This is a genomic window from Rhizobium cauense (assembly GCF_019511525.1).
GTDB lineage: Bacteria > Pseudomonadota > Alphaproteobacteria > Rhizobiales > Rhizobiaceae > Rhizobium > Rhizobium cauense.
Window position 1 is genome coordinate 1 of the sequence record NZ_JAEUAT010000032.1, and the last position, 20,822, is coordinate 20,822.

General features: G+C 58.4%; 22 protein-coding genes. 6 read left to right on the plus strand and 16 right to left on the minus strand.

The features are described 5' to 3' along the window. Positions 1-486: 486 nt before the first annotated feature. Positions 487-1,188 (minus strand): alpha/beta fold hydrolase, encoded by a 702-nt coding sequence (locus JNB88_RS31910; RefSeq protein ID WP_220358973.1) that lies wholly within the window; start codon positions 1,186-1,188, stop codon positions 487-489. A 330-nt stretch (positions 1,189-1,518) separates the two neighbouring features. Here JNB88_RS31910 and JNB88_RS34035 point away from each other — a divergent pair, with 330 nt between their 5' ends. Further along, a complete protein-coding gene (locus tag JNB88_RS34035) occupies positions 1,519-1,791 on the plus strand; it encodes a CrpP-related protein (RefSeq protein WP_223217423.1) in 273 nt (90 codons plus the stop codon). Here JNB88_RS34035 and JNB88_RS31915 read toward each other — a convergent pair. From JNB88_RS31915 to JNB88_RS31925, 3 genes are all read right to left on the minus strand, one after another. Next, positions 1,788-1,967, minus strand: a complete 180-nt coding sequence (locus JNB88_RS31915) for a hypothetical protein (protein WP_220358974.1) — start codon at positions 1,965-1,967, stop codon at positions 1,788-1,790. The two genes, JNB88_RS34035 and JNB88_RS31915, sit on opposite strands and share 4 nt — an antisense overlap. Before the next feature lie 396 nt (positions 1,968-2,363). After that, positions 2,364-2,795, minus strand: a complete 432-nt coding sequence (locus tag JNB88_RS31920; RefSeq protein WP_220358975.1) for a hypothetical protein — start codon at positions 2,793-2,795, stop codon at positions 2,364-2,366. 78 nt (positions 2,796-2,873) lie between these two features. Then, complete coding sequence (locus tag JNB88_RS31925) at positions 2,874-3,275, minus strand: c-type cytochrome (RefSeq protein ID WP_220358976.1); 402 nt, start codon at positions 3,273-3,275, stop codon at positions 2,874-2,876. A 112-nt stretch (positions 3,276-3,387) separates the two neighbouring features. On the opposite strand from JNB88_RS31925, the gene JNB88_RS31930 reads away from it, so the two are divergent. Together JNB88_RS31930 and JNB88_RS31935 are read left to right on the plus strand one after the other, a co-directional pair. Continuing rightward, complete coding sequence (locus JNB88_RS31930) at positions 3,388-3,750, plus strand: hypothetical protein (protein ID WP_220358977.1); 363 nt, start codon at positions 3,388-3,390, stop codon at positions 3,748-3,750. After that, positions 3,740-3,943 (plus strand): hypothetical protein, encoded by a 204-nt coding sequence (locus JNB88_RS31935; protein ID WP_220358978.1) that lies wholly within the window; start codon positions 3,740-3,742, stop codon positions 3,941-3,943. Before JNB88_RS31930 ends, JNB88_RS31935 begins: the two co-directional genes overlap by 11 nt. Before the next feature lie 652 nt (positions 3,944-4,595). Here JNB88_RS31935 and JNB88_RS31940 read toward each other — a convergent pair. After that, the gene (locus JNB88_RS31940; RefSeq protein WP_220358979.1) at positions 4,596-8,102 is read right to left on the minus strand and encodes an AAA family ATPase; all 3,507 of its coding nucleotides are present in this window, start codon (positions 8,100-8,102) and stop codon (positions 4,596-4,598) included. Beyond that, a complete protein-coding gene (locus tag JNB88_RS31945) occupies positions 8,103-9,368 on the minus strand; it encodes a metallophosphoesterase family protein (RefSeq protein ID WP_220358980.1) in 1,266 nt (421 codons plus the stop codon). A 38-nt stretch (positions 9,369-9,406) separates the two neighbouring features. Here JNB88_RS31945 and JNB88_RS34480 point away from each other — a divergent pair, with 38 nt between their 5' ends. Then, positions 9,407-9,940 carry a hypothetical protein gene (locus JNB88_RS34480; RefSeq protein WP_220358981.1) on the plus strand — a complete coding sequence of 178 codons (534 nt, stop codon included), beginning with the start codon at positions 9,407-9,409 and terminating at the stop codon, positions 9,938-9,940. A gap of 16 nt (positions 9,941-9,956) precedes the next feature. Here JNB88_RS34480 and JNB88_RS31955 read toward each other — a convergent pair whose 3' ends face one another. Further along, positions 9,957-10,223, minus strand: a complete 267-nt coding sequence (locus JNB88_RS31955) for a ribbon-helix-helix domain-containing protein (protein WP_220358982.1) — start codon at positions 10,221-10,223, stop codon at positions 9,957-9,959. A 234-nt stretch (positions 10,224-10,457) separates the two neighbouring features. On the opposite strand from JNB88_RS31955, the gene JNB88_RS31960 reads away from it, so the two are divergent. Beyond that, positions 10,458-10,994: a 3'-5' exonuclease gene (locus JNB88_RS31960; RefSeq protein ID WP_220358983.1), complete on the plus strand. Its 537-nt coding sequence runs from the start codon at positions 10,458-10,460 to the stop codon at positions 10,992-10,994. A 147-nt stretch (positions 10,995-11,141) separates the two neighbouring features. Here the strand turns inward: JNB88_RS31960 and JNB88_RS31965 are convergent, their stop codons facing one another. Together JNB88_RS31965 and JNB88_RS31970 are read right to left on the minus strand one after the other, a co-directional pair. Then, on the minus strand, positions 11,142-12,305 hold the full coding sequence (locus JNB88_RS31965) for an adenosylhomocysteinase (RefSeq protein ID WP_220358984.1): 1,164 nt from the start codon (positions 12,303-12,305) through the stop codon (positions 11,142-11,144). A gap of 68 nt (positions 12,306-12,373) precedes the next feature. Further along, complete coding sequence (locus JNB88_RS31970) at positions 12,374-13,318, minus strand: LysR substrate-binding domain-containing protein (RefSeq protein WP_220358985.1); 945 nt, start codon at positions 13,316-13,318, stop codon at positions 12,374-12,376. 579 nt (positions 13,319-13,897) lie between these two features. Between JNB88_RS31970 and JNB88_RS31975 the strand changes: the two genes are divergently transcribed. Then, complete coding sequence (locus JNB88_RS31975; protein WP_220359001.1) at positions 13,898-14,524, plus strand: hypothetical protein; 627 nt, start codon at positions 13,898-13,900, stop codon at positions 14,522-14,524. A 260-nt stretch (positions 14,525-14,784) separates the two neighbouring features. Here JNB88_RS31975 and msrB read toward each other — a convergent pair whose 3' ends face one another. From msrB to JNB88_RS32010, 7 genes are all read right to left on the minus strand, one after another. Next, complete coding sequence (gene msrB / locus JNB88_RS31980) at positions 14,785-15,273, minus strand: peptide-methionine (R)-S-oxide reductase MsrB (protein WP_220358986.1); 489 nt, start codon at positions 15,271-15,273, stop codon at positions 14,785-14,787. A gap of 556 nt (positions 15,274-15,829) precedes the next feature. Continuing rightward, complete coding sequence (gene ureG, locus JNB88_RS31985) at positions 15,830-16,441, minus strand: urease accessory protein UreG (RefSeq protein WP_220358987.1); 612 nt, start codon at positions 16,439-16,441, stop codon at positions 15,830-15,832. 119 nt (positions 16,442-16,560) lie between these two features. Further along, positions 16,561-17,553 carry an urea transporter gene (locus JNB88_RS31990; RefSeq protein WP_220358988.1) on the minus strand — a complete coding sequence of 331 codons (993 nt, stop codon included), beginning with the start codon at positions 17,551-17,553 and terminating at the stop codon, positions 16,561-16,563. Positions 17,554-17,657: 104 nt separating this feature from the next. After that, on the minus strand, positions 17,658-19,361 hold the full coding sequence (gene ureC / locus JNB88_RS31995; protein ID WP_220358989.1) for an urease subunit alpha: 1,704 nt from the start codon (positions 19,359-19,361) through the stop codon (positions 17,658-17,660). A 9-nt stretch (positions 19,362-19,370) separates the two neighbouring features. Continuing rightward, entirely contained in the window at positions 19,371-19,676 is a 306-nt protein-coding gene (locus tag JNB88_RS32000) for an urease subunit beta (RefSeq protein ID WP_220358990.1), read from the minus strand. A gap of 10 nt (positions 19,677-19,686) precedes the next feature. Then, a complete protein-coding gene (gene ureA, locus JNB88_RS32005; protein WP_220358991.1) occupies positions 19,687-19,989 on the minus strand; it encodes an urease subunit gamma in 303 nt (100 codons plus the stop codon). A gap of 24 nt (positions 19,990-20,013) precedes the next feature. Continuing rightward, on the minus strand, positions 20,014-20,772 hold the full coding sequence (locus tag JNB88_RS32010) for an urease accessory protein UreD (RefSeq protein ID WP_338111071.1): 759 nt from the start codon (positions 20,770-20,772) through the stop codon (positions 20,014-20,016). Positions 20,773-20,822: the final 50 nt, after the last annotated feature.

Sequence of the window (20,822 nt, forward strand, 5' to 3'; positions counted from 1 at the left end):
CCTTGAAGGCCGGGCTATGGTTCCGGCGCGGTCGTCTCGTCATGGTATCTCCTGTTCCCGGCATCTAAGCCGAAGTCAGGCAGAAATTCCACTTATCCGTCCTGTCCAAATTTCCCGAGCCAGCTCTGGGCATGGCCAAGCAGCCACTTTACGATACTCCCACGCCTTGAGAGTTGGCTTGGACGACAAGACGTGCTCATCGACGGGTGTATCAAGGAGCCTCGCAGCCGGGGGACGTTGCGAGGCTCTTTCAATCCGCTTGCATCATCGGCAACCTTAGTGGACGTTCCCACTTGGGGATCGACAAATTGCTGTCGAGGTTCGAAAGCCCACGAAACCAATGGCCGAGAATTCCGACGACAGACAACCGAGCAGGACCCTCAGGCCCCGCCTCTTGTGATCAGTTGCCCGGAAACCAATCACGCCTAAGTCCTGCCCTCGCCGGAAAACCTGGCCAGCTAGGTTCGAACGTGCCAGTTCGACCACCTAGGGGGTGTCGTGCATAATGGTCTCGATCCAAGCTACCATCACAGCCGCCAGCGCCTCGGGCTGCTCGATCGGTATCATGTGTCCCGATCCGTCAATCACGATTAGGCCGGAGCCGGCAATACCGTGAACAAGTTCGTCAGCCTCATCAATGCTTCGCAAACGGTCGCCATCTGCAGCGATGACGAGCGTTGGGCACGTTATGGCGTGCAACCTATCCAAATCCCCGCCCCTCGGTTCGCTGGCGTGGCGAATAAAAACATCGACGCCGACACGCTCGCTCATCGCGCGTACTCTTTGGACCATGCTCTCATCTGTCGAGCGGCTTTCATGCAACGAACTTTGGACGGCACCTCGGCTCAGACCGTGGAAGCGCTCCGGGTCGACCAGCTTAACCGCGAGCTTCTTTCCTTTCGCCTGTTCCTGTGTGTCACCTCGCGCAGACGTTGCTATCAAGATCAGAGCCGTGACCCGTCCTCGTGACTTCCGAACCACTTCGCGCGCAACATAACCGCCCATCGAAAATCCAATAAGGACGAACGAGGACGGCCCCTCGGCCAGTACCAGGTCTGCCATCTCAGCTATTGAGGTCGCTGCATTGAGATCGATAGCGGTCACGCTCGCGATCGCCTGCAACGCCGGAAGGACGTCATCCCAAAGGGTCGCGTCCGTCATAAATCCATTGAGGAGTACAATGTTCATTTTAGAGCCTGTTGTTTTGCAGGCTCTACCATCTTGAGAGAGGAACGGCCAGCTGACACCGCGCTGGAGTCAGCGCTCCGGCAACCCTGCTTGCCGTAAGCCCTTGGTCGTTTCATCTGCCCACCGTGGTACGCCGAGAACCGGGACGGGTCCTATACCGCTCCATTGTGAAGTTCGGCTCGGCAGCCAAGGCCTCTTAGGGCTCCAACCAGTTTTGGTCCAGCATGTATCGCCGTCGGCTGATTGCGACGAGAACGATGCGTACTTTAGGAGGCGCTTGCAAACCATTGATCCAGCAACTAGCGTATTCTCGGATGCGGGGAGTATTGAATGACAATTGAGGAGTTGATGGAACTGCAGGAGGCCGGCTCGAGGGCGTGGATTTTAGGTCTCAAACTACATGAAAATCCATACCTCAAACCAGAGCGACTGCCGAGCACGGACGCAATTGCGCTTGGTGATTGGGTGGCGGGCCACGATGCTTGGAAATTCGGGTGGGAAGCGGAACAGGCTAGCCGCGAGGGCAGGATTGCACAGTATTTCCGCGATCTTGTTCGGCCCCAGGGCTCATTCCGGAACGAAAGCCCGTCGCCTGGTATCTAGTGAGTAACCGCTGCGACGTGCTCGCTCTTTGTTGCTTCCGCCTTGTGGCTGTCAGTCACCGACCACGCTGTCACTGCAACGATGGCAACAGCTACGTACATCAAAGCACCTTTGAAGGGTCGCGCGGTCGAAACGCACTCCCTTGTGGCTTCCAACGAGTTCACTTTCTTTTTCATCGTGTTCCTTCGCTTCCGGCGGCGGTGATATAGACGATTGGCGCCAACTAAAGAACGACGGGAATCGAGTATCTGCCCTGCAGCGTGCGAATACCCGCCGACATTGCATTAGCTGGCAGAGCAGATCGTACTGGGCTCGGGGTCAACGCGCAGCAACGGTACACTGCCCGCTGGGGACAAGCATTAGCCAACTCCTGCATGCATTTGATTGGACGCCTATTCTGGTCAACGTAAGGGCCGTTCCACGGGCTGCACCGCAATAGTCCCTGCTCGACCCTAGCGGGTCAATCGCCGCGCATCAGCCGGTCGCATTGGCGTAGAATAGTCGGCGCTCTGGATAGGCTCTCTGAGCCCTTTCAGGGCTGGCACGCGATCGACTGGCATATCGCTGCCAATTTATCCAATCGTTGCTATCTCTTCTTCGAACGCTCGAACCCCATCATGACCCTCGTCCGCGGGCATACGACCAGAACTTATCATCCTCTCGGTGCACACTTTGAACAGCTTGAGGTAGGCCTTGCCCATCTCATTGAGGATGCCGTGGTCGCTGTGCATTTGGCCGGACAGAATTTCGGCGGAAACATATTCGGCGATCATCATGCTCGTCGCATCGGACACAGACCAACCGCGCTTCAAAATCAGGTCTGTTGCGAAATTACCCTGGTGCGTCAGTCGCTTAAAAATCTCGTGGGCAACTGTATCGAACGCTCTTTCGTTGACTGCACCGTGTCCTCGATACCGGACTCGGAATTTCTCAACTTCGGCCCAAAGCAACTGGACTTCAGGCGAAAACGGAGTGTGTTTCTTTCGCCTAAAAAAGCCGAACATTCCCACCTCCCGTTTCATTGTCACGATAGCCGTGCGGAATCCTAAGCTGATTCACCGCGGTTCGTCCATAACGCGGCTCTACGGGTTTGTCTCGAGATAGCCAATTAGGTCATCGATTTCGAACCCCCACAGGCCCGCGAACCGCATCGTCGTACCAGGCACCTTTCTGCTTGGTTTTGAAAGGAATTCGGACAGGTCCCTGGCCGTCCAAACTAGGCCTTCGTCTCCAGCCTTGCGCATCGCCGGGGAGTATCTGTAGCTCTGGAGACTGCCAGCTTTCCTTCCTATGACGCCCTTCAGCGACGGACCGAAAGTACTGCGTTCGTTGTCGACGACGTGGCAGTTCACGCATGCTTTGAAAAGCCTCGCTCCCCTCTGCAAATCCTCTGCATACGCTTGGTCTGCGACGCTTGCGACAAACGCTGCCACAATCATCCAGCAGATTGTTAAACGGCGGAGCCAGGAAATGAGATTCTCCATTTTGCGGGACCCGCGGTGAGTTTTCGTCGCATACTTCTACCCCAATGTTGACTCCGCGACAAAAGAGAACATAATAGGAACATCCACTGTCTCAGGAGGAAGGAACACGGCTATGAAGAACATGCCGATCGCACAGGCGCGCCCGCAGGATTACGCCGGCGTCTATTGGACGCCGCCGGCAAAGGCGACGCTAGCGGAGATCCATCCCCTTCTGATGGCGCGCCTCGTAGGTAAACCAGACTATCAAAAATGGTCCGTCTACTCAGCAGACGTGTTCGACATGATGTCCGGCGGGCCGCTTGGATACTTCGAAGTCGCCTGCGATCCGCCGACGCGGAGAGCCTGTGGCTACTACAGTGCCATCGGCTCTCGGGTCGTCATGCGCTCCCCGATCTGGTTCGAGTGCGCGGGCGATGTTGACCACGCCATGCGTGCGTTCCATGCCCTCGTCAGGGAGGCAGGTCATGTCGACTAAGTCCACGAGGCAATTGGATATAGATTTCCAGGTTGAGGCCGCCCTCGCCTTCCATGACGAAGATGCCAAGGCAACCATCGCTACGCTTCTCTGCGACATCAGAGCTCTTCGTACACAGTTGGAACTGACGAAGGCTGCGATGAGCCGAAACATGAGCCGCGGCTCGCTACCCAACGTCGACCGGGGGCTTTGAGGTGCTCGACAGAACTAGCCGATCATCGAAGTCGAATTTCGAGGTGGCCTTCCGCAAATGGTGGGTCGCTCAAGGACCTAACTTCCAGGATCGGGTCAATATCAGTGTCGCCAAGAAGATATACCGCGGTGGTTACGCGTCAGGTCGCAGAGCAAACACCGATCGGTACATCTTCGCCGCAGGCCGCTTCCGCATAACGGTTTGGGCCGATGGGCTGCTGGACGCGAAGCAGAAAGCCGCCGCTGAGGCAGATGCAAGAGCCGCCAAGCGAGGTTGGAAGCGGCCCAAAATGGGTTGGGTCTTGAAGGAGGTTTTATGAGTGACATAGAGCGCCCTACGCTACAACGCGCCCCCAAACTCGTGGCGCGCAAATGCCATTGTGGCGACTGGGCAGGGTTCGGATTTTGTAAGGGAGATAGGCAGGACTGGTGGTGCTGGAAGCACTATCCGTACAAAACCTCCGGCCGTTTGGAGGCCGCCCTGCAAGCTGCGGAAATTGCGGAGAGCCTCGCAGCAAGCGTGGCACGAACAGAGGGTTTGGGTGCGTGGGAGCAAGTGAGCCACGGTCCTGGTGGATCGATATCGTGAAGACCTGCTTTCACCTTGGCGCCGAAATGCCCTCGATGGAAATGTTGATGGCAGTTCGACGTGCCTATTCCGCTGCTATGATGTCGAACTTCTTTTTGGGCGCCACATCTCCAAGATCGTGCAAATGAACCGCCGGGCAAACCTTCCGCGCGATTTCGACGAGGTGCCTGTGGTGGGTCAGGTAGACGACCTGCCCATGCTTTGCCATCTCGGCAAATAGCCTGAACGCTTCCTCTGCGCGGAAATCGTCAAAGCTCTCCATGATGTCATCAGCGATGAATGGAATGGACGGTCGATTGGCAACGAACTCGTGGTAGCCCGCAATGCGCAGCGCAAGATAAAGCTGGAATCGAGCGCCCTTGGAAAGTTCGTCGGCGACCTTGGATCCTTCGGAGGCTGAGCGTGCGATCAGCACTTCGCCGTCTTTACCCGGCTGGGCGGCCACCCCCTGATAGCTCCCGCGGCTGATCAATCTGAATGCTTCAGACGCCCGTGTCATCATTCCGCTTCGGTGCCGATCGCGATATAGCCGCAGTCCATGCTCCGCAGCTGCAATACCAGCCCGCAATTCCATGTAGTGTCGAGCTCTCTCCTCAATCTCAAGAAGGGTGGTACGCCGACGTTCCTCGATCGCAGCTACTCGGGCATCTCCTCCAACACTTTCAAGCGCTTCCTGTGCTTTTGATAGTTCGTGAAACAGATCGTTCCACCGTCTCTCATGACCCTCAAGAACCGGCGAAAGCTCGGCTAGTTCGGCCTCGAGTGTCTCCTTGTCTGCCTGGGATGCCCGTTCTTCGACCTCAGTGAAATCCCGAGCCCCGCACACTTCTATCAGCTCTTGCTGTAGCTCATCTATGGATGCCTTAAGCTCCCGGCGTCGGGTCGACAACTCAATCCGGGCCTCGACCTCTTCGAGGCTTAATGCATCAAAGAAATCCAACATTTTTTGTATTCGCGCGTCGACTATCTCCCGCGAGACGGCCAGACCGCGTTGCGTTCGGTGTATTTCTTCGAGATCGCGGTCGAGCTTTTCGCGGCGGTCTTGATTGAATAGGGCAATGCGAACCGCATCTGCGATTGATTGTGCGACCTCCTCCGGCGAGCCGGCAACCGGAAGCCCAAGCCGTTCGGCGATTTCGGCCACTATGGCTTGGAACTGCGCGACGTCCTTTTCCATCTTCTGAACGCGATCAATCAGGCTTTCTTTGTTTTCGATCGCGGATGCGAGTTTACCGAGCGTCGCCAGAATTTCGCCCACGGCGCCGATGTCCGGCACCGTGTTAGATTCGCCGAGCCAGCATCCCTTGCAGGTTGCTGCCCATTTAAGATCCCAATCCTCGGATAAATGTATAGCCTCATCAAGCGCTTGCGCTCGCTCGTTATATTGCTTCCTGAGCTGTTCGAATTTCTCCCAGTGGTCCATCCTGGTGTGGAAGTCGTGCAGCCCACCTTCAGCCACCGCAACAAGTGCTGCGATGTCCGCATCAGCATCAAAGCCGACCCCGGCGTTGGCCAGGGTTTTCGTCAGAAGCTCCCTTGCTTTAGCGGCGCGATCGTTGACGTTGGCTATTTCATGTTCGATCTCATTGAGATCATCGCGGACCGCCAGGGCTACATTTCTCTTGCGAAGCCATTCCTCGAGTTCCAGTGGGTGCGTATCCAACCCGCAATGGGGAGCGGCGGTATCCAAATATCCGGCGATCTCAGACCGGACCCGTTCCAGCGCCGAATGCGCGCCGTCTCGAGCGTTTGTCGCGGTCTCGATATCGGCCGCAACCGATGCATGGCGCTGCAGTAGCTGGTTAAGTTTGCCGACTTCCGCAAAATGCAGGAGCCGTTGTGCTACCACGTGATCGTTTGCGCGCATTGCCGCTTCAAATGCATCTGCGGACTTGTCATCGAATGCTTGGCGGTGAAGGATCCACGCGCGTTCGCGCGAAGCAAGACTGGCGGCTGCGCCTGCCTCATCGATCTCTCCAGCTCCCACACGAACTGCCGCCATCTCGGCCTCAAGGCGACGAAGCTCTGGCTGCAGCCGGTCGAGATCAATGCCCGCGGTCCTGGCAAGCTCGTTTGCATCTTTGAACTCGTTCTTCCAGGTCTCCAGTCTGATAGCGGAAGGGACGGCCATTTCGGCCAGGACTGCCAGTGTTTCGGCGCGCCATGGGCCGAGCTTCGCCAACGCTTCAGAAAGAGCAGCCGAGGTGGCATCGCGCCGGCGCATAATCGAACGAAGTGCCAGTTCCTCATCCGATCTCGGGATCGCTCTTAGCGTTGCTGAAAGCACCTCGAATGCCTTCACCTGCTGCGGAGAGAGGGCGTCCGGTGGCTTGGGAACACCGCTGCCGTCCGGCGAAAGGGCACGCTCGAGCTTGGCCAGCTCGTTTGCCGCAGCCGACCTTCGCATGTCTATACCAGATTTCGAGCTGATCAGTTCGCGCAACGTCCCGACCGTTGCAGCATCAAGCACCAGCCGTGCTGGTGACGGCTCGCTCGGGCGCCCAAGCTGGAGCAGCAGGCTCTCGATCGCCAGCTCAGCGGCGCGAGCTGATAGCTTGGGGATGTCCTTCTCGGCGGTTAGATACCGGGCTTTGCGTTCAGCCAATTCATCCATTCGCGACGCGAGACCTAGCGCGACAAGATCCGGCGTAATCTCGCCCAATTCCTTCTCTGCCATCGCGAGTGAACGCAAGACATCCTGTTCCTTGACGCGATATTCGATATCCAAACGCCTGAGATCCGGAAGCTCTTGCTGCCAGGACGCAGGGGGATCGGGGGCGTCAGCCAACGCCGCTAAGCGCTCCTTGAATGCAGCAAGTCGCGTCATGGATGGTAGCGTACGCAGAGTGCGACTGATTTCGTCGACACGCCGTTGGATGCCTGCCCTTTCGGCGACGACCTCCTGGTACGCGTTGCGCAACCGATCCCGCTCTCCTACCAAGCGCTGGTAGTCGCTTGCCTGAAGGTCTAGTGCATCCTTTTCACTCTTGAGGTCAGCAAGCTTTGCCTTGAGCTCCCCGAGCGTACCGCTGCGCGAACGGTACTTGTAGAAGCTATCGGCATCACCCCGGATCTCGAGAAGCTGTTTGCTGAGGTCTGACAAGCCCGCGCTGGCCGAAAACAGCAACTCGCCGAGGTTGCCCTTGCTTGCCAGGATGCTCTCGCCGCCCTTAACCAGCGTGCTTTCATCTAGGGAGAACATCGTGGCGAAGGCGTCACGATCGATGCCCCCGAGATCGGCCCGTATCTCGGCATCAGCCAGGGTTTTTTCTTCGTGGTCGAGGAGGCTGTTTTGCTGCTTCTTGATCCGAGCGAATTCTCGATCGCGCCCACCCACATGGATGTTTGCTCCTAGACGCATCGTCGGATAGGGATGGAGGAAGCCGTATTTGGTGGCGTTCCCGATCCCGAAAATCAGGTCGAGTATCGCGTCGAGGGTTGTCGACTTCCCAGCTTCGTTCGGGCCGTAGACGATGTGCAGGTCGGGGGAGCCAATCGGCCGCGATCCAAAGTCAATTGTTGCGTCCGTGAACTTGCCATACCGCGTCAGATCAAGGCGATTAATGCGCAACTATTCCCCCTCGCGGCCGCGCAGGCGTGCCAGTACGTCAGACGATCCATCTGTTGCAGATGACGACAAGTAGGAGTGGAACGACTCCTCGTCTGCTCCAAAAATATCGCGAAGTTCGGGCGGAAGCTGGCCTCGGAGTTCGTCCGCAATTGCACGAACCTCACGTTGATAATCTGCAGACCCCATAATTTCGGCGTCGATAATCGCTGCCAGCTCCTGCAAGGCCCCAGACTGAACGATGCCCACAGGAGGCGGCACGCATGAGATCTCGACCTTGTCGATCCAGACGTTCCCTATCATAGCGCCTCTTGTCTCCAGCTCCGTTCGCAGCAGGTCGGCGTCGCGGCGGATACGCCAGGACAATTCGTTCGCGCCCGTGATTTCGACACGCGCCACAACGTGATCGGACGAAACCCCGGCCCGCAGCGTCTCGAGCTGCTTGGTCGCGTTGCCAATCATGTCTGCCCAGTCTGAAGCGCTCGATGCGTCAACGGTAAGTCGCTCGAACTGCGCGACGCTTGTATGTCGCTCTTCTATCACCACCGAATGATCATCTTGGATGGTAACCAGCGACACCGATTTTGCACCGTTCTCGTTGATGTCGCGACCCTGTGGCATGCCCGGCATGACAATCACGGAGGATGCATCTTCAACCACCGAGCGTTTGTGGATGTGACCCAGCGCCCAATAGCGGAAGCCACTGCGCTGGAGATCCGCAACACTGCATGGCGCATAAAGGTCGTGCCTTGCCGCTCCGCCAAGACTTGTGTGCATAATCCCGATGTTGATCGCGTCCGCAATAGGAACGGCGTAACGAGGAAGCAGGCTCTCGGGCGCATGTGGCTTTGCAAAGCTGATGCCATGAATCGCAACTGGTAAATGGCTCCGCTCACGATCCAGCCGCACGAATTGGGCATTCGCGCCAAATACCGTCACGCTATCCGGCATGATCAGTTCCGCTGTGATCTTCGACAAAGCGTCGTGGTTCCCGCGGATGATGAAGGTCTTGATGCCAGCATCATGAAGTCGACGCAGTTGTTCGGCGAGGAACCTTGCCGTCTTCATGGATGTCTGGTCGCCATCGTACAGGTCGCCGGCAAGGACGAGTGCGTCGACCTGCTCCTCAAGACAAAGATCAATTATGCGGATGAACGCTCGGCGAGTTGCAAGACCTATCAACTCCGAGAGTTCGCCATTGCGCAGAGCCAATGTCCTGAGCGGTGAATCCAGATGGATATCGGCTGTGTGGACGAATCGAAAAGCCAAGCCTTGACCTCAACAAAGAAATGCATTGGTAGGCTGAGATGAAGGGCAAATCCAGCGATACATTCCTGATTTGTTCTATTTTCCACAGCCGAGGTCTCGTGGCGAACGAGCCAGAAGCCCTGGTGCCACCAATTCGGCGGGCACGCCGTACACTCCATGTTGCCAAAGAGTACTGCATTCGCGATCTGGCAAGATCGGCTTTTGGCTCCGCCCTGGCTTGGGAATCGCCAACCCTATCTCTTGTTGGGCTCCGCTTTCTCGGAGAGAGCCGCCAAGTCCTCGGCAAGACGCACGGGTACACCCATGCGTTCATGCAAAATGCTCATCACACCAAGATCGCCGTTATTGAGTTCGCGGGACAAGACATAGTGATGCTCGTAGCGGCTGACGTAAGCCTCGCGCTCCACATCGGATGGAACAGCAAGGCGATGCGGAAGCTTACGCCAGATCGCCTTTTCCTAACGCAAGCGCTGCAAGTGGATATGCAGGCCTTTCATGTAGGTCACCGCCTCTATCTCTCCCACTTTTCAAGTGCCAAATTTTGCCCTGCGCCGCATCCCGCGCGCGGGTAAAAAGGATAGGTCATTTTCAGCGGCGCATATTGCGTCGGATGACATCTTCGGCGGAAACTGCGACGAACTCGTTATCATCCGCACGCATGGCCGGTGCGAGCTCACTTTGGAGCGCGTCCCACGCCTGATCACGGGTTTGCAGATCACGGGTTTGCAGATCACGTCGGATCAGCGCGCGAATGTATTCGCTGGCGTTCTCATACAGGCCGTCGTCCCCAATTTGCTGTTGGATGTGGTCTTGCGGCGCGCCGCTAACCTTCCCATGAATGCTTCCCGATGCCATCGGAACAATCCTTTCGTCATCGCACAATTGTGGGATGGGTAGCATATATCGTCAATATTCCTCACGTAAGTGCTATATCGTGGGCATGGTACCGGAGGTAAGGTGAACTCTGTTCGGGAAGACTTCCGACCATTTCTCAAATGAGTCTTCTTTTTTCTTTAAGAGTTTCCCGGCATCGGCACGCAGGAGGGATCGAACATTGAGATCGTCCTCATCCCGCCCTACCTAGCGGCCATGATCGTATTCCTCGACTTCGAAGCCTCCTCGCTTAGCAAGCACAGCTACCCCATCGAGATCGCCTGGGTCTTCGAGGATGGCCGCTCGCGGTCGTTCCTGATCAGGCCCAAGCCCGGATGGACGGACTGGTCCGAAGATGCAGAAAAGATTCATGGCATCTCGCGCGCGCGACTGGAGCAGGAGGGCAGCAACGTTGAACTCGTGGCCAAGGAAATTGTGTCTGAGCTTTCCGGAAGCGAGCTCTATGCGACTTCGCCATCGTGGGACGGAAAGTGGCTGAGCGCGCTGCTTCGGGGCGGCGGGATGCCACGCCACACGTTGCGGCTGCGGAAATCAGATGACGTCTTTGTGGAGGCAGCCTTAGCGATCCTCGAGGGATGGATGGGTGAAATCGATGTTGTGGGTTTGGTCGCCGATGTAATCGCGCAGTCGGAGCCCGACACCCCAGCTCATCGTGCACTTCCAGACGCACTCCTCGAACTCGACCGGCTCCGTCTTGTCCGGGAAGCCGCCAAGAAGATCGCGGCCTCTTAACAGTCAAGAGTAATGTGTCCCGCTCGTTTCACCGAGGGCGGTTCCCCCGACGATCCACGAGTCTACCAATTACGCCCATTCCGGCCCCAGAGCGCACGCTCGGTCTAGTCAGGGTCTTGGATTACCGCATGGACGGCATGGCCTCCCCTACCTGTTGAGGTCTAGGAACTCGCAGGCAACTGCTCGGTCAATATCAGCCGGGACAGGAACGAGGGAAGCTTCAGACCCAAGCACACGGCTGGCCACTCGCTCCAGGCAGAGGGCCTGCATGGCAAAGCCGAGGTCCATCGCTTCGATGCTGTTGCCGAGTGGACGCGGACCGGCGAGATTGGCCATGTGCCCATCCCCCAGCAGATGGAGGCGGCGGCCATCGACAAGGGTCAGCGTCGCGATCATGTCCTCGGGTGACGTCTCCACCGAGACGACGGTCGGATCGGCGAGCAGGCCGTGACGGTCGATCTCATGCGGGAAGTGTCCGCCATTCATTAGTATGACCCCGTCCTTCAAAATCGGCAGGTCGGCGGCGGTGATGATGCCGGGGTATCCCGTTACGGTGATGATGACATCAGCAGTGCGGATCGCGTCGGTGCGATGCGGTGTCGAAAATCCGTCGAGATGCGCCTCCAACGTCGTCACCGGATCGATATCGACGACGCTGACGACGCTGTGGCCGTGGCGGAAACATGCCGCGGTTCCCTTGCCGCATGCGCCGTAGCCAAAAACAACAACACGCTTGCCGTTTGTTGATCGGTTGGTGAACCGCAGAAAACTTTCAAACAGGCTCTGGCCCACGCCATGGCGGTTTTCCGCAAATTGTTTGATCGGGCTGTCGTTGATGACGAGGATTGGCAGTGCCAGCTTGTCGCGTACTGGCGTCAGCCGCGTGCGGCCGGACGTTGTCTCTTCGGTACCGCCGATCAGGTTGCCATAAGGACGCTCAAGGAAGCGAGCGAAGAGGTCGCCGCCATTGTCGAGCAGCAGGTCGGGGCTTTCGTCCAGCAGTGCGTCGATGAAACCGTGATGGGCACCGGCGTCTCCGGTGCGCTCGCCAATGATGACAATACCGTTCTCAGCCAGAAAGGTGGCTGTCGTCGGCTGGGTGCTGTTGAGATTGCCGGTCGCGACGACGCGCGCGCCACCAGCCTTCAATGTCAACAGCAGCGCGGCGGTTTTCGGTTCCAGATGGATGGCCGTGCCAATCGTCAAGCCGGCAAAGGGTTGCGTGCGAGTAAACTCCGCCGCGATCCCGCGCAACAAGCGGCAACTCGAGGCCACCCAGTCAATGCGCGAAAATTGCCGTTCCTGTTGCATGGGCCTGTCCTCTGGTCTCGTGGTTTACGCGCCAGATTGGCCTTTGTAGGCGGCGCCCAACAGGGACATTATTCTGCGCCAGCGGGCAGTTTTCCTGCGCCCTCCCGCATCAGCCAGTTGCGCAACGACAGAAGCGTCTTTTCTTCAGCATCCATGCTGCGGCAGCATAGCCGGTAGCCGACTGGCCGGGCGACGAAACCAAGAGGTGCCACCAGAGCGCCTTCCGCCAGGTCGCGCTCGATGGCGGCGCGGGGTGCGGCGACAATGCCGAGCCCTGCTTTGGCGGCTGCTATGGCCAGCTCTAGAGTTTCGGTTTCGATCCGCTTGCGGAAACGTAAGGGCAGCATGCCGCTTTCGCGGAACCAGTCGTCGAGGAGATAGGCAACGTCGCGGCCGATTATAGCGGTGGTTGCCGCAACTTCGCCGGTATCAACCGCCATTTGCAACCTTTCTGCCTCGGGCGGCGCGCCGACCAGACCAAATTCGTCGTCCATGAAACTGAAGGAAGCAATATCCGGCAACGGTCGGTATTCGCCGCCGGCGATGAGCGCATCGAGGTCGGGCCGGTCGGTGAGCGTGAGGGAGACGCTCACAGGGATGATGTCGATATCGAGCGCCGGCAAGTCGGCCATCAGTTTCGACAGGCGGGGCACCAGCCAGTTGGTCGCCAGCGCCATCGGCGCGCCAAGCCGGATGCGATGGCGCCGTCCCGCAGCTGCAATCTCGTCTGCTGCGCGGGTCAAGATGCCAAGCGCAACGGCGACCGCATCGGCAAAACGCCGACCAGCATCGGTGGGCGCAACTCGCCCACCCTCGCGCGAGAGCAGCGCGACGCCGAGATGATCCTCTAAGCTCGCCATCTGCTGGCGCACCGCTCCTGGCACGACGCGCAGTTCCTCGGCTGCGGCTCGCAAGCTTCCTCGTCGTGCCACCGCATCAAAAACGCGCACTGCATTGAGTGGAAGCGAAGCAGCCGAGCTTGGTCGGCCGGAAGCCGGGAGCGTTGCAGTCATCAATATTTTCTCCATTGCAGCCTTCCCTTAGCAGGTTTCGGTGGGAGCAATCGGCCCTCGGGTTCACAAAAAACCCGTAAACTCAGAATAATTGAGTTTATCGGGAGAACTTCAAACCTATTCCATCTCCACGCGTCTCCTCTGGCGCAAACTTTCCAAACAAGGCGGTCCCTTCCTCGACTCCGTAGAGCTTTGAGAAATGTAATGCGCCCATTATGAATCGGTGAGAATCCGAAAACCGGCCTGGATCACTTCACTTGATCCTAGTTGGCGGGTGAACGGATGAAATGTGTCGGCTGCTAGCAAAGGCCAGATACGGGGCGCCGCCGCCGGGACCGACCACTTATGGTAGCGTCCTCGAAAGAGAAGCCCTCGGTTCGGGAGGGAGGAACCGAGGGCGATGTCTTGACCGGTGATCGTGAGGGTAGCGATCATGGCCTGGTTGGGAACAGGGCTCCCGTGTCTGGTTAAGGAACTTCTGCCGTCGCGTTTGGTTCCGTGGCCCGGCGGACAACTGCCGGTTCAGAAGGGGATTTTTTGGGCGTTGACCTTGAACCTGGCCGATCCCACCTAAGCGGAATGCGAAAACACGAGAAGAGCGGCGTCGAACTGCTAAGGACATGGACACTTTCTCCCGCGGCTACCCTTGGATCTGCCGTGCGAGCGAAAGGAATCCTCCAGGAACTGCAGGCGCGGATTCCCGCCGCAACGAAGAAATCGCTCGCCTTAGAAGGTACTGAACTCATCTTTGCAATGCCAGCCACCGAGAAGGCCGTCTTCAATGCAACGGCGGCCGTGATTGCCAACGCGATGAAAGACATCGAGAAACTGCCAGTCATTCCTCGCGAGATCCAGGACATCTTGGCCATCAAAGCCAGCGAACGGCATCGGTGGCTCGCGGATGGCCGTCTCCAAAGTGCAGGAACCCGAACAGTGCGATTGAATGGGCGAGCCCGGCGGATCACGTTCCACGTCTTTGATCCAAAGGTAGTAGAAGACCTCCTTGACCGGAGCGTCGCCGACCAGTGGCGCGAAGAGGATGTCGAGGCGAAGGCGGAGAAGCGGCGGCGGGCGGCCTATCAGGCAAAACTGACGCGGTCGCTTAATAAGATCCAAAAAGCGAATAGCACGAAAGTCAAATCGACCGAGCCGCCCGCAGAGCTGAAAGGCTGGGAAGAATTCGACATCGACGGTCTGCTGCGATAGCTACCGCTAGATCGGACGGGTCCCACACCCAGTCCACTCGGAAAAATTTCAGCTAAAAACCGGTAGAGATGGATAGGCCGGCCCGGTTTCATCTTCGATTTTCATCAGTCGAGACCTGCAGCGTCTTAGCTTGCCACGACGATAAGAGCGTCGCATCTTGGTTGATCTCCGCATCGGTGAAGCGGTCGCCAAGCTCTCCCAACCGGTGATCTTCGAAATCCTCGGTAAGATACGACACTGCTCGGTGCCGCTCCCAAGCGTCAGGCCGAGGCCGGATGAAAAATGAGGGCGACGCCGTTCATGCAGTATCGCAGCCCGGTCGGCCTTGGGCCGTCGTCGAAGACGTGGCCGAGATGGCCGCCACAACGGCTGCAGTGAACCTCGGTACGCACCATGCCCATTGAGCTGTCCTGGGTGGTCGAGACCGCGCCCTCGATCGGCGCCCAGAAACTCGGCCAGCCCGTGCCGCTTTCGAACTTTGTAGTCGACGAGAAGGCGTCCTGACCACAGCCTGCACAGGCGAAATTTCCCTTGCGGCGCTCGTTCAATAGTGGGCTGGTGAAGGGATACTCCGTCCCCTCCTTCCTCAGCACAGAGTACTGGTCGGTCGTAAGAATCCTTCTCCACTCTGCATCAGAATGTGAGACGGGGAAGTTCTGCGCCGCGACGGCTTTTCCATCAACGCAAGCAAAACGCGATGCTACGACACTGAGTCCCGCACCGACAAACAACAGGCGTCTGCTAAACATGTTCGCTTCGCCTCACCTGACACACCAAGCCTCATGCCTGAAGCGGTATATTCCACTGCATATACAGCTTACCGGAACTACGTGAAAACGCCCGATTTTGTTACACACATGATGGTGAAACACCGATACGTGGAGGGCCGCTTAGTGGATTAGGCAATAGCCGCCAAGAAGCTCGCGAAACTGGAAATGCGCATTGGCAGATAGCGCTTGTCGCTTTGGTGGCCATGCTGGCATCGAAATATCCTACGGCAAACGGTAGCCGGTGGGGGCGACTGCATCGACTGCTGTTGGAAAATGTGCCGACCGTTGATCGCGCATGGACGCTGCACTATGCGCCAGAACGGCGTGTGCCATGACTACGTCGCCGAAGAGGGTTAAGCATGCGGACGCTCAATCCTTCATCGCACCTTACCATGTGGAATGACCGTCTTACCGAGAGCTTCGGTGCGATTGCTAAAGTTCCTCCCACGCCTTCAAGTACCGATAGCCATGCGGAAATTTGAAACCTCTCGCTTCGACACTCGTATCAAATGCATCCAACGGCATCGCGCACCGGTTAGAGCCCACCTTGCACCTGAAGAAACTCAATGATGCTATCAACGCCCTTCCCTCTCTTCAGGTCCGAAAAAACGAACGGGCGGGTGGCGCGCATGCGGGTGGCATCTTGCTCCATGACCTCGAGATCGACGCCAACATACGCCGCGAGATCCATCTTATTGATGACCAGCAGGTCGGAGCGCGTGATGCCGGGACCGCCCTTGCGCGGAATTTCCTCTCCCTGGCAGACAGAGATTACGTAGATCGTCAGGTCTGCCAGATCCGGCGAGAAGGTTGCCGCCAGGTTGTCGCCGCCGGATTCGATGAAGACAACGTCGAGATCCGGAATACGCTCGTTGAGACCTGCGATGGCTTGCAGGTTGATCGAAGCATCCTCGCGGATCGCGGTATGTGGGCATCCGCCGGTCTCGACGCCGACGATCCTATCGGATGACAGCGCCTGCATGCGCACCAGCGCTTCAGCATCTTCTTTCGTGTAGATGTCGTTCGTGACAACGGCGACGGAATAGCGCTCGCGCATCGCCTTGCACAGCTTTTCCGTCAAGGCTGTCTTGCCGGAACCCACAGGACCGCCGATGCCGACGCGCAGAGGACCGTTCTTCGATGCCATGTGAACCTCCCAAACCAATAGCGCGGGTGTGCGCGAGCCCAAAGCCAAGCAATAGAAAGATCTGATGGAGCCGCAGCCCGGACTCAATCCGCGAAGTGCGGATGACGTTGACATGTTGATCAATCAGTAGGCTCCTCCTCCGCTGCTGGTGCAAGCGATTTGAACGCGCCTTGCCCCAGCAACATGAGCCAAGTCACGAGGACGAAGGTGGAGGTCAGGACCGGCATTCCGATCGGCTTGAGGAAAATGGCGACGGACGCCCAGAGCCAACTTGAGATGACAGCGCCAAAGACCGCATAGAGGAGGCTTCGCCAGGTCAACCCCAGGAAGACGCCCCCCAGTGCCATCGCGGTGAGTGCGGAGTTGTAGCCGAAGAGGCCGTCGCGAACCGCGCCCTCCGGGCCGCCGTAGACGGCTGCCACCAGCGTGCCAACTACCGCGCCAAGCAGCGCCATTGCAGCGGTGATACGGGAATTCAAGGCAATCGCGACCACGATGAGGTAGCCGGAAATCCAGTTATCCTGGAAGAATATTTGTCCGATCGAGGTGCCTATCCCCTCATACCAGGTCGCGAGGACATAGGGCACTGCTTCGGAAAACTGTTCGGGCGAGATCGGCTTGGCCATCGGCCCTGCATCGATCGCATCAAATTTTAGAACCGCGAACAGAAACAGCCATCCGACAAGGACGAAAGGCATCGTCAAGGGCGCGGTCTTGTAGGGCGCCAGAACCGCTGCCATGCTCGCAAAAGCCATGGTGGTGAAGGCGGCGGCGCAGACAAGATAGACAACCATGGCAACTGACGGGATGGCACCCGTGCGGAAATCCTCACTGGTAAAGGCAACCAGCGCTAGCCCGATCAGGGCACCATTGAAGCCATAAAGCCCGTCACGCATGATTGCCCTATCGGCCTTGAGGACAAGCGCGGTCGCCGTGCTCGAGATGACGCCCAGCACGCAGATCGCGGCATAGATCCATGAGTTCCACGCGAGCGCGGCAAGGATCACGAGCCCCGAAAGCGGATTGTTCTGAAAGACGACCTGGCCGACGCCGCGCAGCGACCAATCCACGAAGAACCAAGATGGATGATCACGGAAACGATCCAAATTCATTGATCTCTGCTCCTTCGGCTAAACCCGGAAGCTTCAGCGTGCCTCGTTCCCTCGGCGTGTTCGTCCGGCTCTGGGCGCGACTTCACGCCCGAGCTTTCCCTACCCTAGAAGAGGAAGTAGCGCTGCGACATCGGTAACGCGTCCGCCGGCTCGCAGGTAATCAGCTGGCCATCGACGCGCACATTGTAATTCTGCGGATCGACTTCCAGCTTCGGCGTCAGATTGTTGTGGACCATGTCCTTCTTGCGCACCGTCCGCGTGCCTTTCACCGCCGCGAGCTGCTTGGACAGCTTCAGCTTCTCGCCGATCCCGTCGTCGAGTGCCGCCTGCGAGACGAATGTGACCCCCGTCGAACCAAGCGCCCTCCCCAGCACGCCATACATCGGACGGTAGTGCACCGGCTGAGGCGTCGAGATCGACGCGTTGGGATCACCCATGGGAGCGATCGCGATCATGCCACCGATCAAGACCAGCTGCGGCTTGATCCCGAAGAATGCCGGCTTCCAGAGTACGAGATCGGCGCGCTTGCCGACCTGGATAGAGCCAATTTGATCGGCAAATCCATGTGTCAGGGCCGGGTTGATCGTGTATTTGGCGACGTAGCGCTTCACGCGGAAATTATCATTGCGGCCATTGTCCTCAGGTAGAGGACCGCGCTGCACTTTCATCTTGTGAGCCGTTTGCCAGCAGCGCAAGGTCGTCTCGCCAATGCGGCCCATCGCCTGCGAATCCGACGACATCATCGAAAACACGCCGAGATCGTGAAGAATATCTTCCGCCGCGATTGTCTCGCGCCGGATGCGAGACTCGGCGAATGCGACGTCCTCCGGGATCTGCGGGCTGAGGTGGTGGCAGACCATCAGCATGTCGAGATGCTCGTCGACGGTGTTGATCGTGTAGGGTCTTGTGGGGTTGGTGGACGAAGGAAGGACATTCTCCTCGCCCGCCGCCGTGATGATATCAGGAGCATGCCCGCCGCCGGCGCCCTCGGTGTGGAAGCTGTGGATCGTGCGTCCCTTCATGGCCGCGAAGGTGTCGCGTACGAAACCACTCTCGTTGAGAGTATCGCTGTGAAGGGCGACCTGCACATCCATCTCGTCGGCGACTGTCAGGCAATTGTCGATCGCCGCGGGCGTGGTGCCCCAGTCCTCATGAAGTTTGAGCCCAACAACGCCGGCGCGGATCTGTTCGCGCAGCGGATCGGGCAGGCTGACGTTGCCTTTCCCGAGCAATCCTACGTTGATCGGCAGCGCTTCTGCCGCCTCTAGCATGCGGTGGATCGCCCATGGACCAGCCGTCACAGTGGTCGCGAGCGTGCCGACGGTCGGGCCGGCACCACCGCCGACAAGCGTGGTAGTGCCGCTTGCCAGCGCTTCTTCCGCCTGCTGCGGGGCGATGAAATGAATGTGCGTATCTATTCCGCCCGCAGTGAGAATCTTGCCTTCTCCGGCAATGACATCCGTCGCGCCGCCGACCACGATTGTCACGCCCGGCTGGATATCGGGATTGCCTGACTTTCCGATTCCAGAGATCCGTCCGTTCTTGATGCCGACATCGGCTTTGATAATGCCCCAGTGGTCGACAATGATGACATTGGTGATGACGACGTCGGCGACCTCGGCGTACGGACGCTGACCCTGCCCCATACCATCTCGGATCACCTTGCCTCCGCCAAAGGTTACCTCCTCACCGTAGACCGTGCGGTCCTCCTCGACCTCGATGACGAGTTCGGTATCGGCCAGCCGAATTCGGTCGCCCTTGGTGGGGCCATAGAGATCGGCATAGGTCTGCCTTGTGATTGTTGCCATCATAGCCTCCTACAGCTTGCCCATGACCTTGGCGTTGAACCCGTAAACTTCACGCTTGCCGTCGAGCGCCACAAGCTCCACGGTTCGTTCCTGCCCCGGTTCGAAACGGACCGCCGTGCCCGCCGGAATGTTGAGGCGAAATCCACGCGTGGGCTCACGGTCGAACAGAAGAGCCTCGTTCGTCTCGTAGAAATGATAGTGAGAGCCGACCTGAATCGGTCTGTCGCCGGAGTTGGCGACGTCGACCTTTTGGGTTTGCCGGTCCGCATTGAGTTCAATCGAGCCATTCTCGATAAAATATTCGCCGGGGATCATGTTGGCCTCCTCACGGGATCGGGTTATGGACGGTGACGAGCTTAGTTCCGTCGGGAAAGGTTGCCTCCACCTGGATGTCGTGGATCATCTCGGGCACGCCCTCCATGACCTCGTCGCGGGTCAAGAGCGTTGCGCCGTAGGACATGAGGTCCGCCACAGTTCGCCCCTCACGGGCGCCCTCCAGGAGGGCCGCCGAGATATAGGCTATGACTTCAGGATAATTCAGCTTCAGGCCCTTCGCCCTCCGCCGCTCCGCAACCAACCCGGCTGTAAAAATCAGGAGCTTATCTCTTTCACGCGGTAGCAGTTCCATGAGTTTGCCTCCTTGTTTTGCTGTTCACGTTGCCCAGATGCGTGGAGCGACGGCCTTCTTCATCAGGCCGCGTTCACGAAGGATGCTCCACGCTTGCAGAAAAAGTGACTTGCCCTCCGACATGCGCCGGCCGAGGTAGCGGCAAACGATCACGCGCTCGAGCTGGCTGGCCGAAAAGACGCCGCAAGCCTGCGCGCCGAGTTCGTTGCGGATGTGCTCGACAGTGTTTTCCAGCACTACCCCCGCATATACCATCGTTCCGACAATAGGCTTTCCGGCAAAGAAGACCGGCGCGTCCAGGACCTCCGGCGCGTGAGAGAACGCCATTCGTTCGAACCAGATGAGCTCATCGTTGCGAAAAATCTCGACGCGCTGGGCAAACCGTCCGCTTGCAAAGCCCTCGCCCGCGGCGGGGCGACCGAGACTGACGAAGTCCCAACCAACATAGGTTGCGTCCTCGGCGAGCGTAACGCGTGTGTTGATCGAGGCATCCGCTCCTTCAAAAAGGATTGTCTCCTGCGGAAGATTTTCGCAGACCGCGCCGGCGCCGGCATCGATGCGCATGCGCTGCGTGCTCGTGCCACTTTCGCTGCGGTAGAACTTCGTCGCGCCCGGTGTGGTGAGAACACAGCGCGCCTGAGGCGCAAGACGGCAGGTGATATTGAGAACATCGCCGCCTGCCACACCACCGGGCGGATGCAGTATGTAGACGTGGGCGGAACCATCATCCTCGGGATGAAAGGCGCGCTGCACCGCAAGCGGCCCGACATGCCGTCTGCGCATCAGGCGCGTTTTCCCGTCGGAGTTCGCAAACCACAAATCAAGCTCGGCGT

What these genes read in the sequence shown, in the direction of transcription:
- JNB88_RS31910 (WP_220358973.1), bottom strand. Translation starts at nt 1,188, where the DNA reads ATGAACATTGTACTCCTCAATGGATTTATGACGGACGCGACCCTTTGG.
- JNB88_RS34035 (WP_223217423.1), top strand. Translation starts at nt 1,519, where the DNA reads ATGACAATTGAGGAGTTGATGGAACTGCAGGAGGCCGGCTCGAGGGCG.
- JNB88_RS31915 (WP_220358974.1), bottom strand. Translation starts at nt 1,967, where the DNA reads ATGAAAAAGAAAGTGAACTCGTTGGAAGCCACAAGGGAGTGCGTTTCG.
- JNB88_RS31920 (WP_220358975.1), bottom strand. Translation starts at nt 2,795, where the DNA reads ATGTTCGGCTTTTTTAGGCGAAAGAAACACACTCCGTTTTCGCCTGAA.
- JNB88_RS31925 (WP_220358976.1), bottom strand. Translation starts at nt 3,275, where the DNA reads ATGGAGAATCTCATTTCCTGGCTCCGCCGTTTAACAATCTGCTGGATG.
- JNB88_RS31930 (WP_220358977.1), top strand. Translation starts at nt 3,388, where the DNA reads ATGAAGAACATGCCGATCGCACAGGCGCGCCCGCAGGATTACGCCGGC.
- JNB88_RS31935 (WP_220358978.1), top strand. Translation starts at nt 3,740, where the DNA reads ATGTCGACTAAGTCCACGAGGCAATTGGATATAGATTTCCAGGTTGAG.
- JNB88_RS34480 (WP_220358981.1), top strand. Translation starts at nt 9,407, where the DNA reads ATGAAGGGCAAATCCAGCGATACATTCCTGATTTGTTCTATTTTCCAC.
- JNB88_RS31955 (WP_220358982.1), bottom strand. Translation starts at nt 10,223, where the DNA reads ATGGCATCGGGAAGCATTCATGGGAAGGTTAGCGGCGCGCCGCAAGAC.
- JNB88_RS31960 (WP_220358983.1), top strand. Translation starts at nt 10,458, where the DNA reads ATGATCGTATTCCTCGACTTCGAAGCCTCCTCGCTTAGCAAGCACAGC.
- JNB88_RS31965 (WP_220358984.1), bottom strand. Translation starts at nt 12,305, where the DNA reads ATGCAACAGGAACGGCAATTTTCGCGCATTGACTGGGTGGCCTCGAGT.
- JNB88_RS31970 (WP_220358985.1), bottom strand. Translation starts at nt 13,318, where the DNA reads ATGACTGCAACGCTCCCGGCTTCCGGCCGACCAAGCTCGGCTGCTTCG.
- JNB88_RS31975 (WP_220359001.1), top strand. Translation starts at nt 13,898, where the DNA reads ATGCGAAAACACGAGAAGAGCGGCGTCGAACTGCTAAGGACATGGACA.
- msrB (WP_220358986.1), bottom strand. Translation starts at nt 15,273, where the DNA reads ATGTTTAGCAGACGCCTGTTGTTTGTCGGTGCGGGACTCAGTGTCGTA.
- ureG (WP_220358987.1), bottom strand. Translation starts at nt 16,441, where the DNA reads ATGGCATCGAAGAACGGTCCTCTGCGCGTCGGCATCGGCGGTCCTGTG.
- JNB88_RS31990 (WP_220358988.1), bottom strand. Translation starts at nt 17,553, where the DNA reads ATGAATTTGGATCGTTTCCGTGATCATCCATCTTGGTTCTTCGTGGAT.
- ureC (WP_220358989.1), bottom strand. Translation starts at nt 19,361, where the DNA reads ATGGCAACAATCACAAGGCAGACCTATGCCGATCTCTATGGCCCCACC.
- JNB88_RS32000 (WP_220358990.1), bottom strand. Translation starts at nt 19,676, where the DNA reads ATGATCCCCGGCGAATATTTTATCGAGAATGGCTCGATTGAACTCAAT.
- ureA (WP_220358991.1), bottom strand. Translation starts at nt 19,989, where the DNA reads ATGGAACTGCTACCGCGTGAAAGAGATAAGCTCCTGATTTTTACAGCC.
- JNB88_RS32010 (WP_338111071.1), bottom strand. Translation starts at nt 20,772, where the DNA reads ATGCGCAGACGGCATGTCGGGCCGCTTGCGGTGCAGCGCGCCTTTCAT.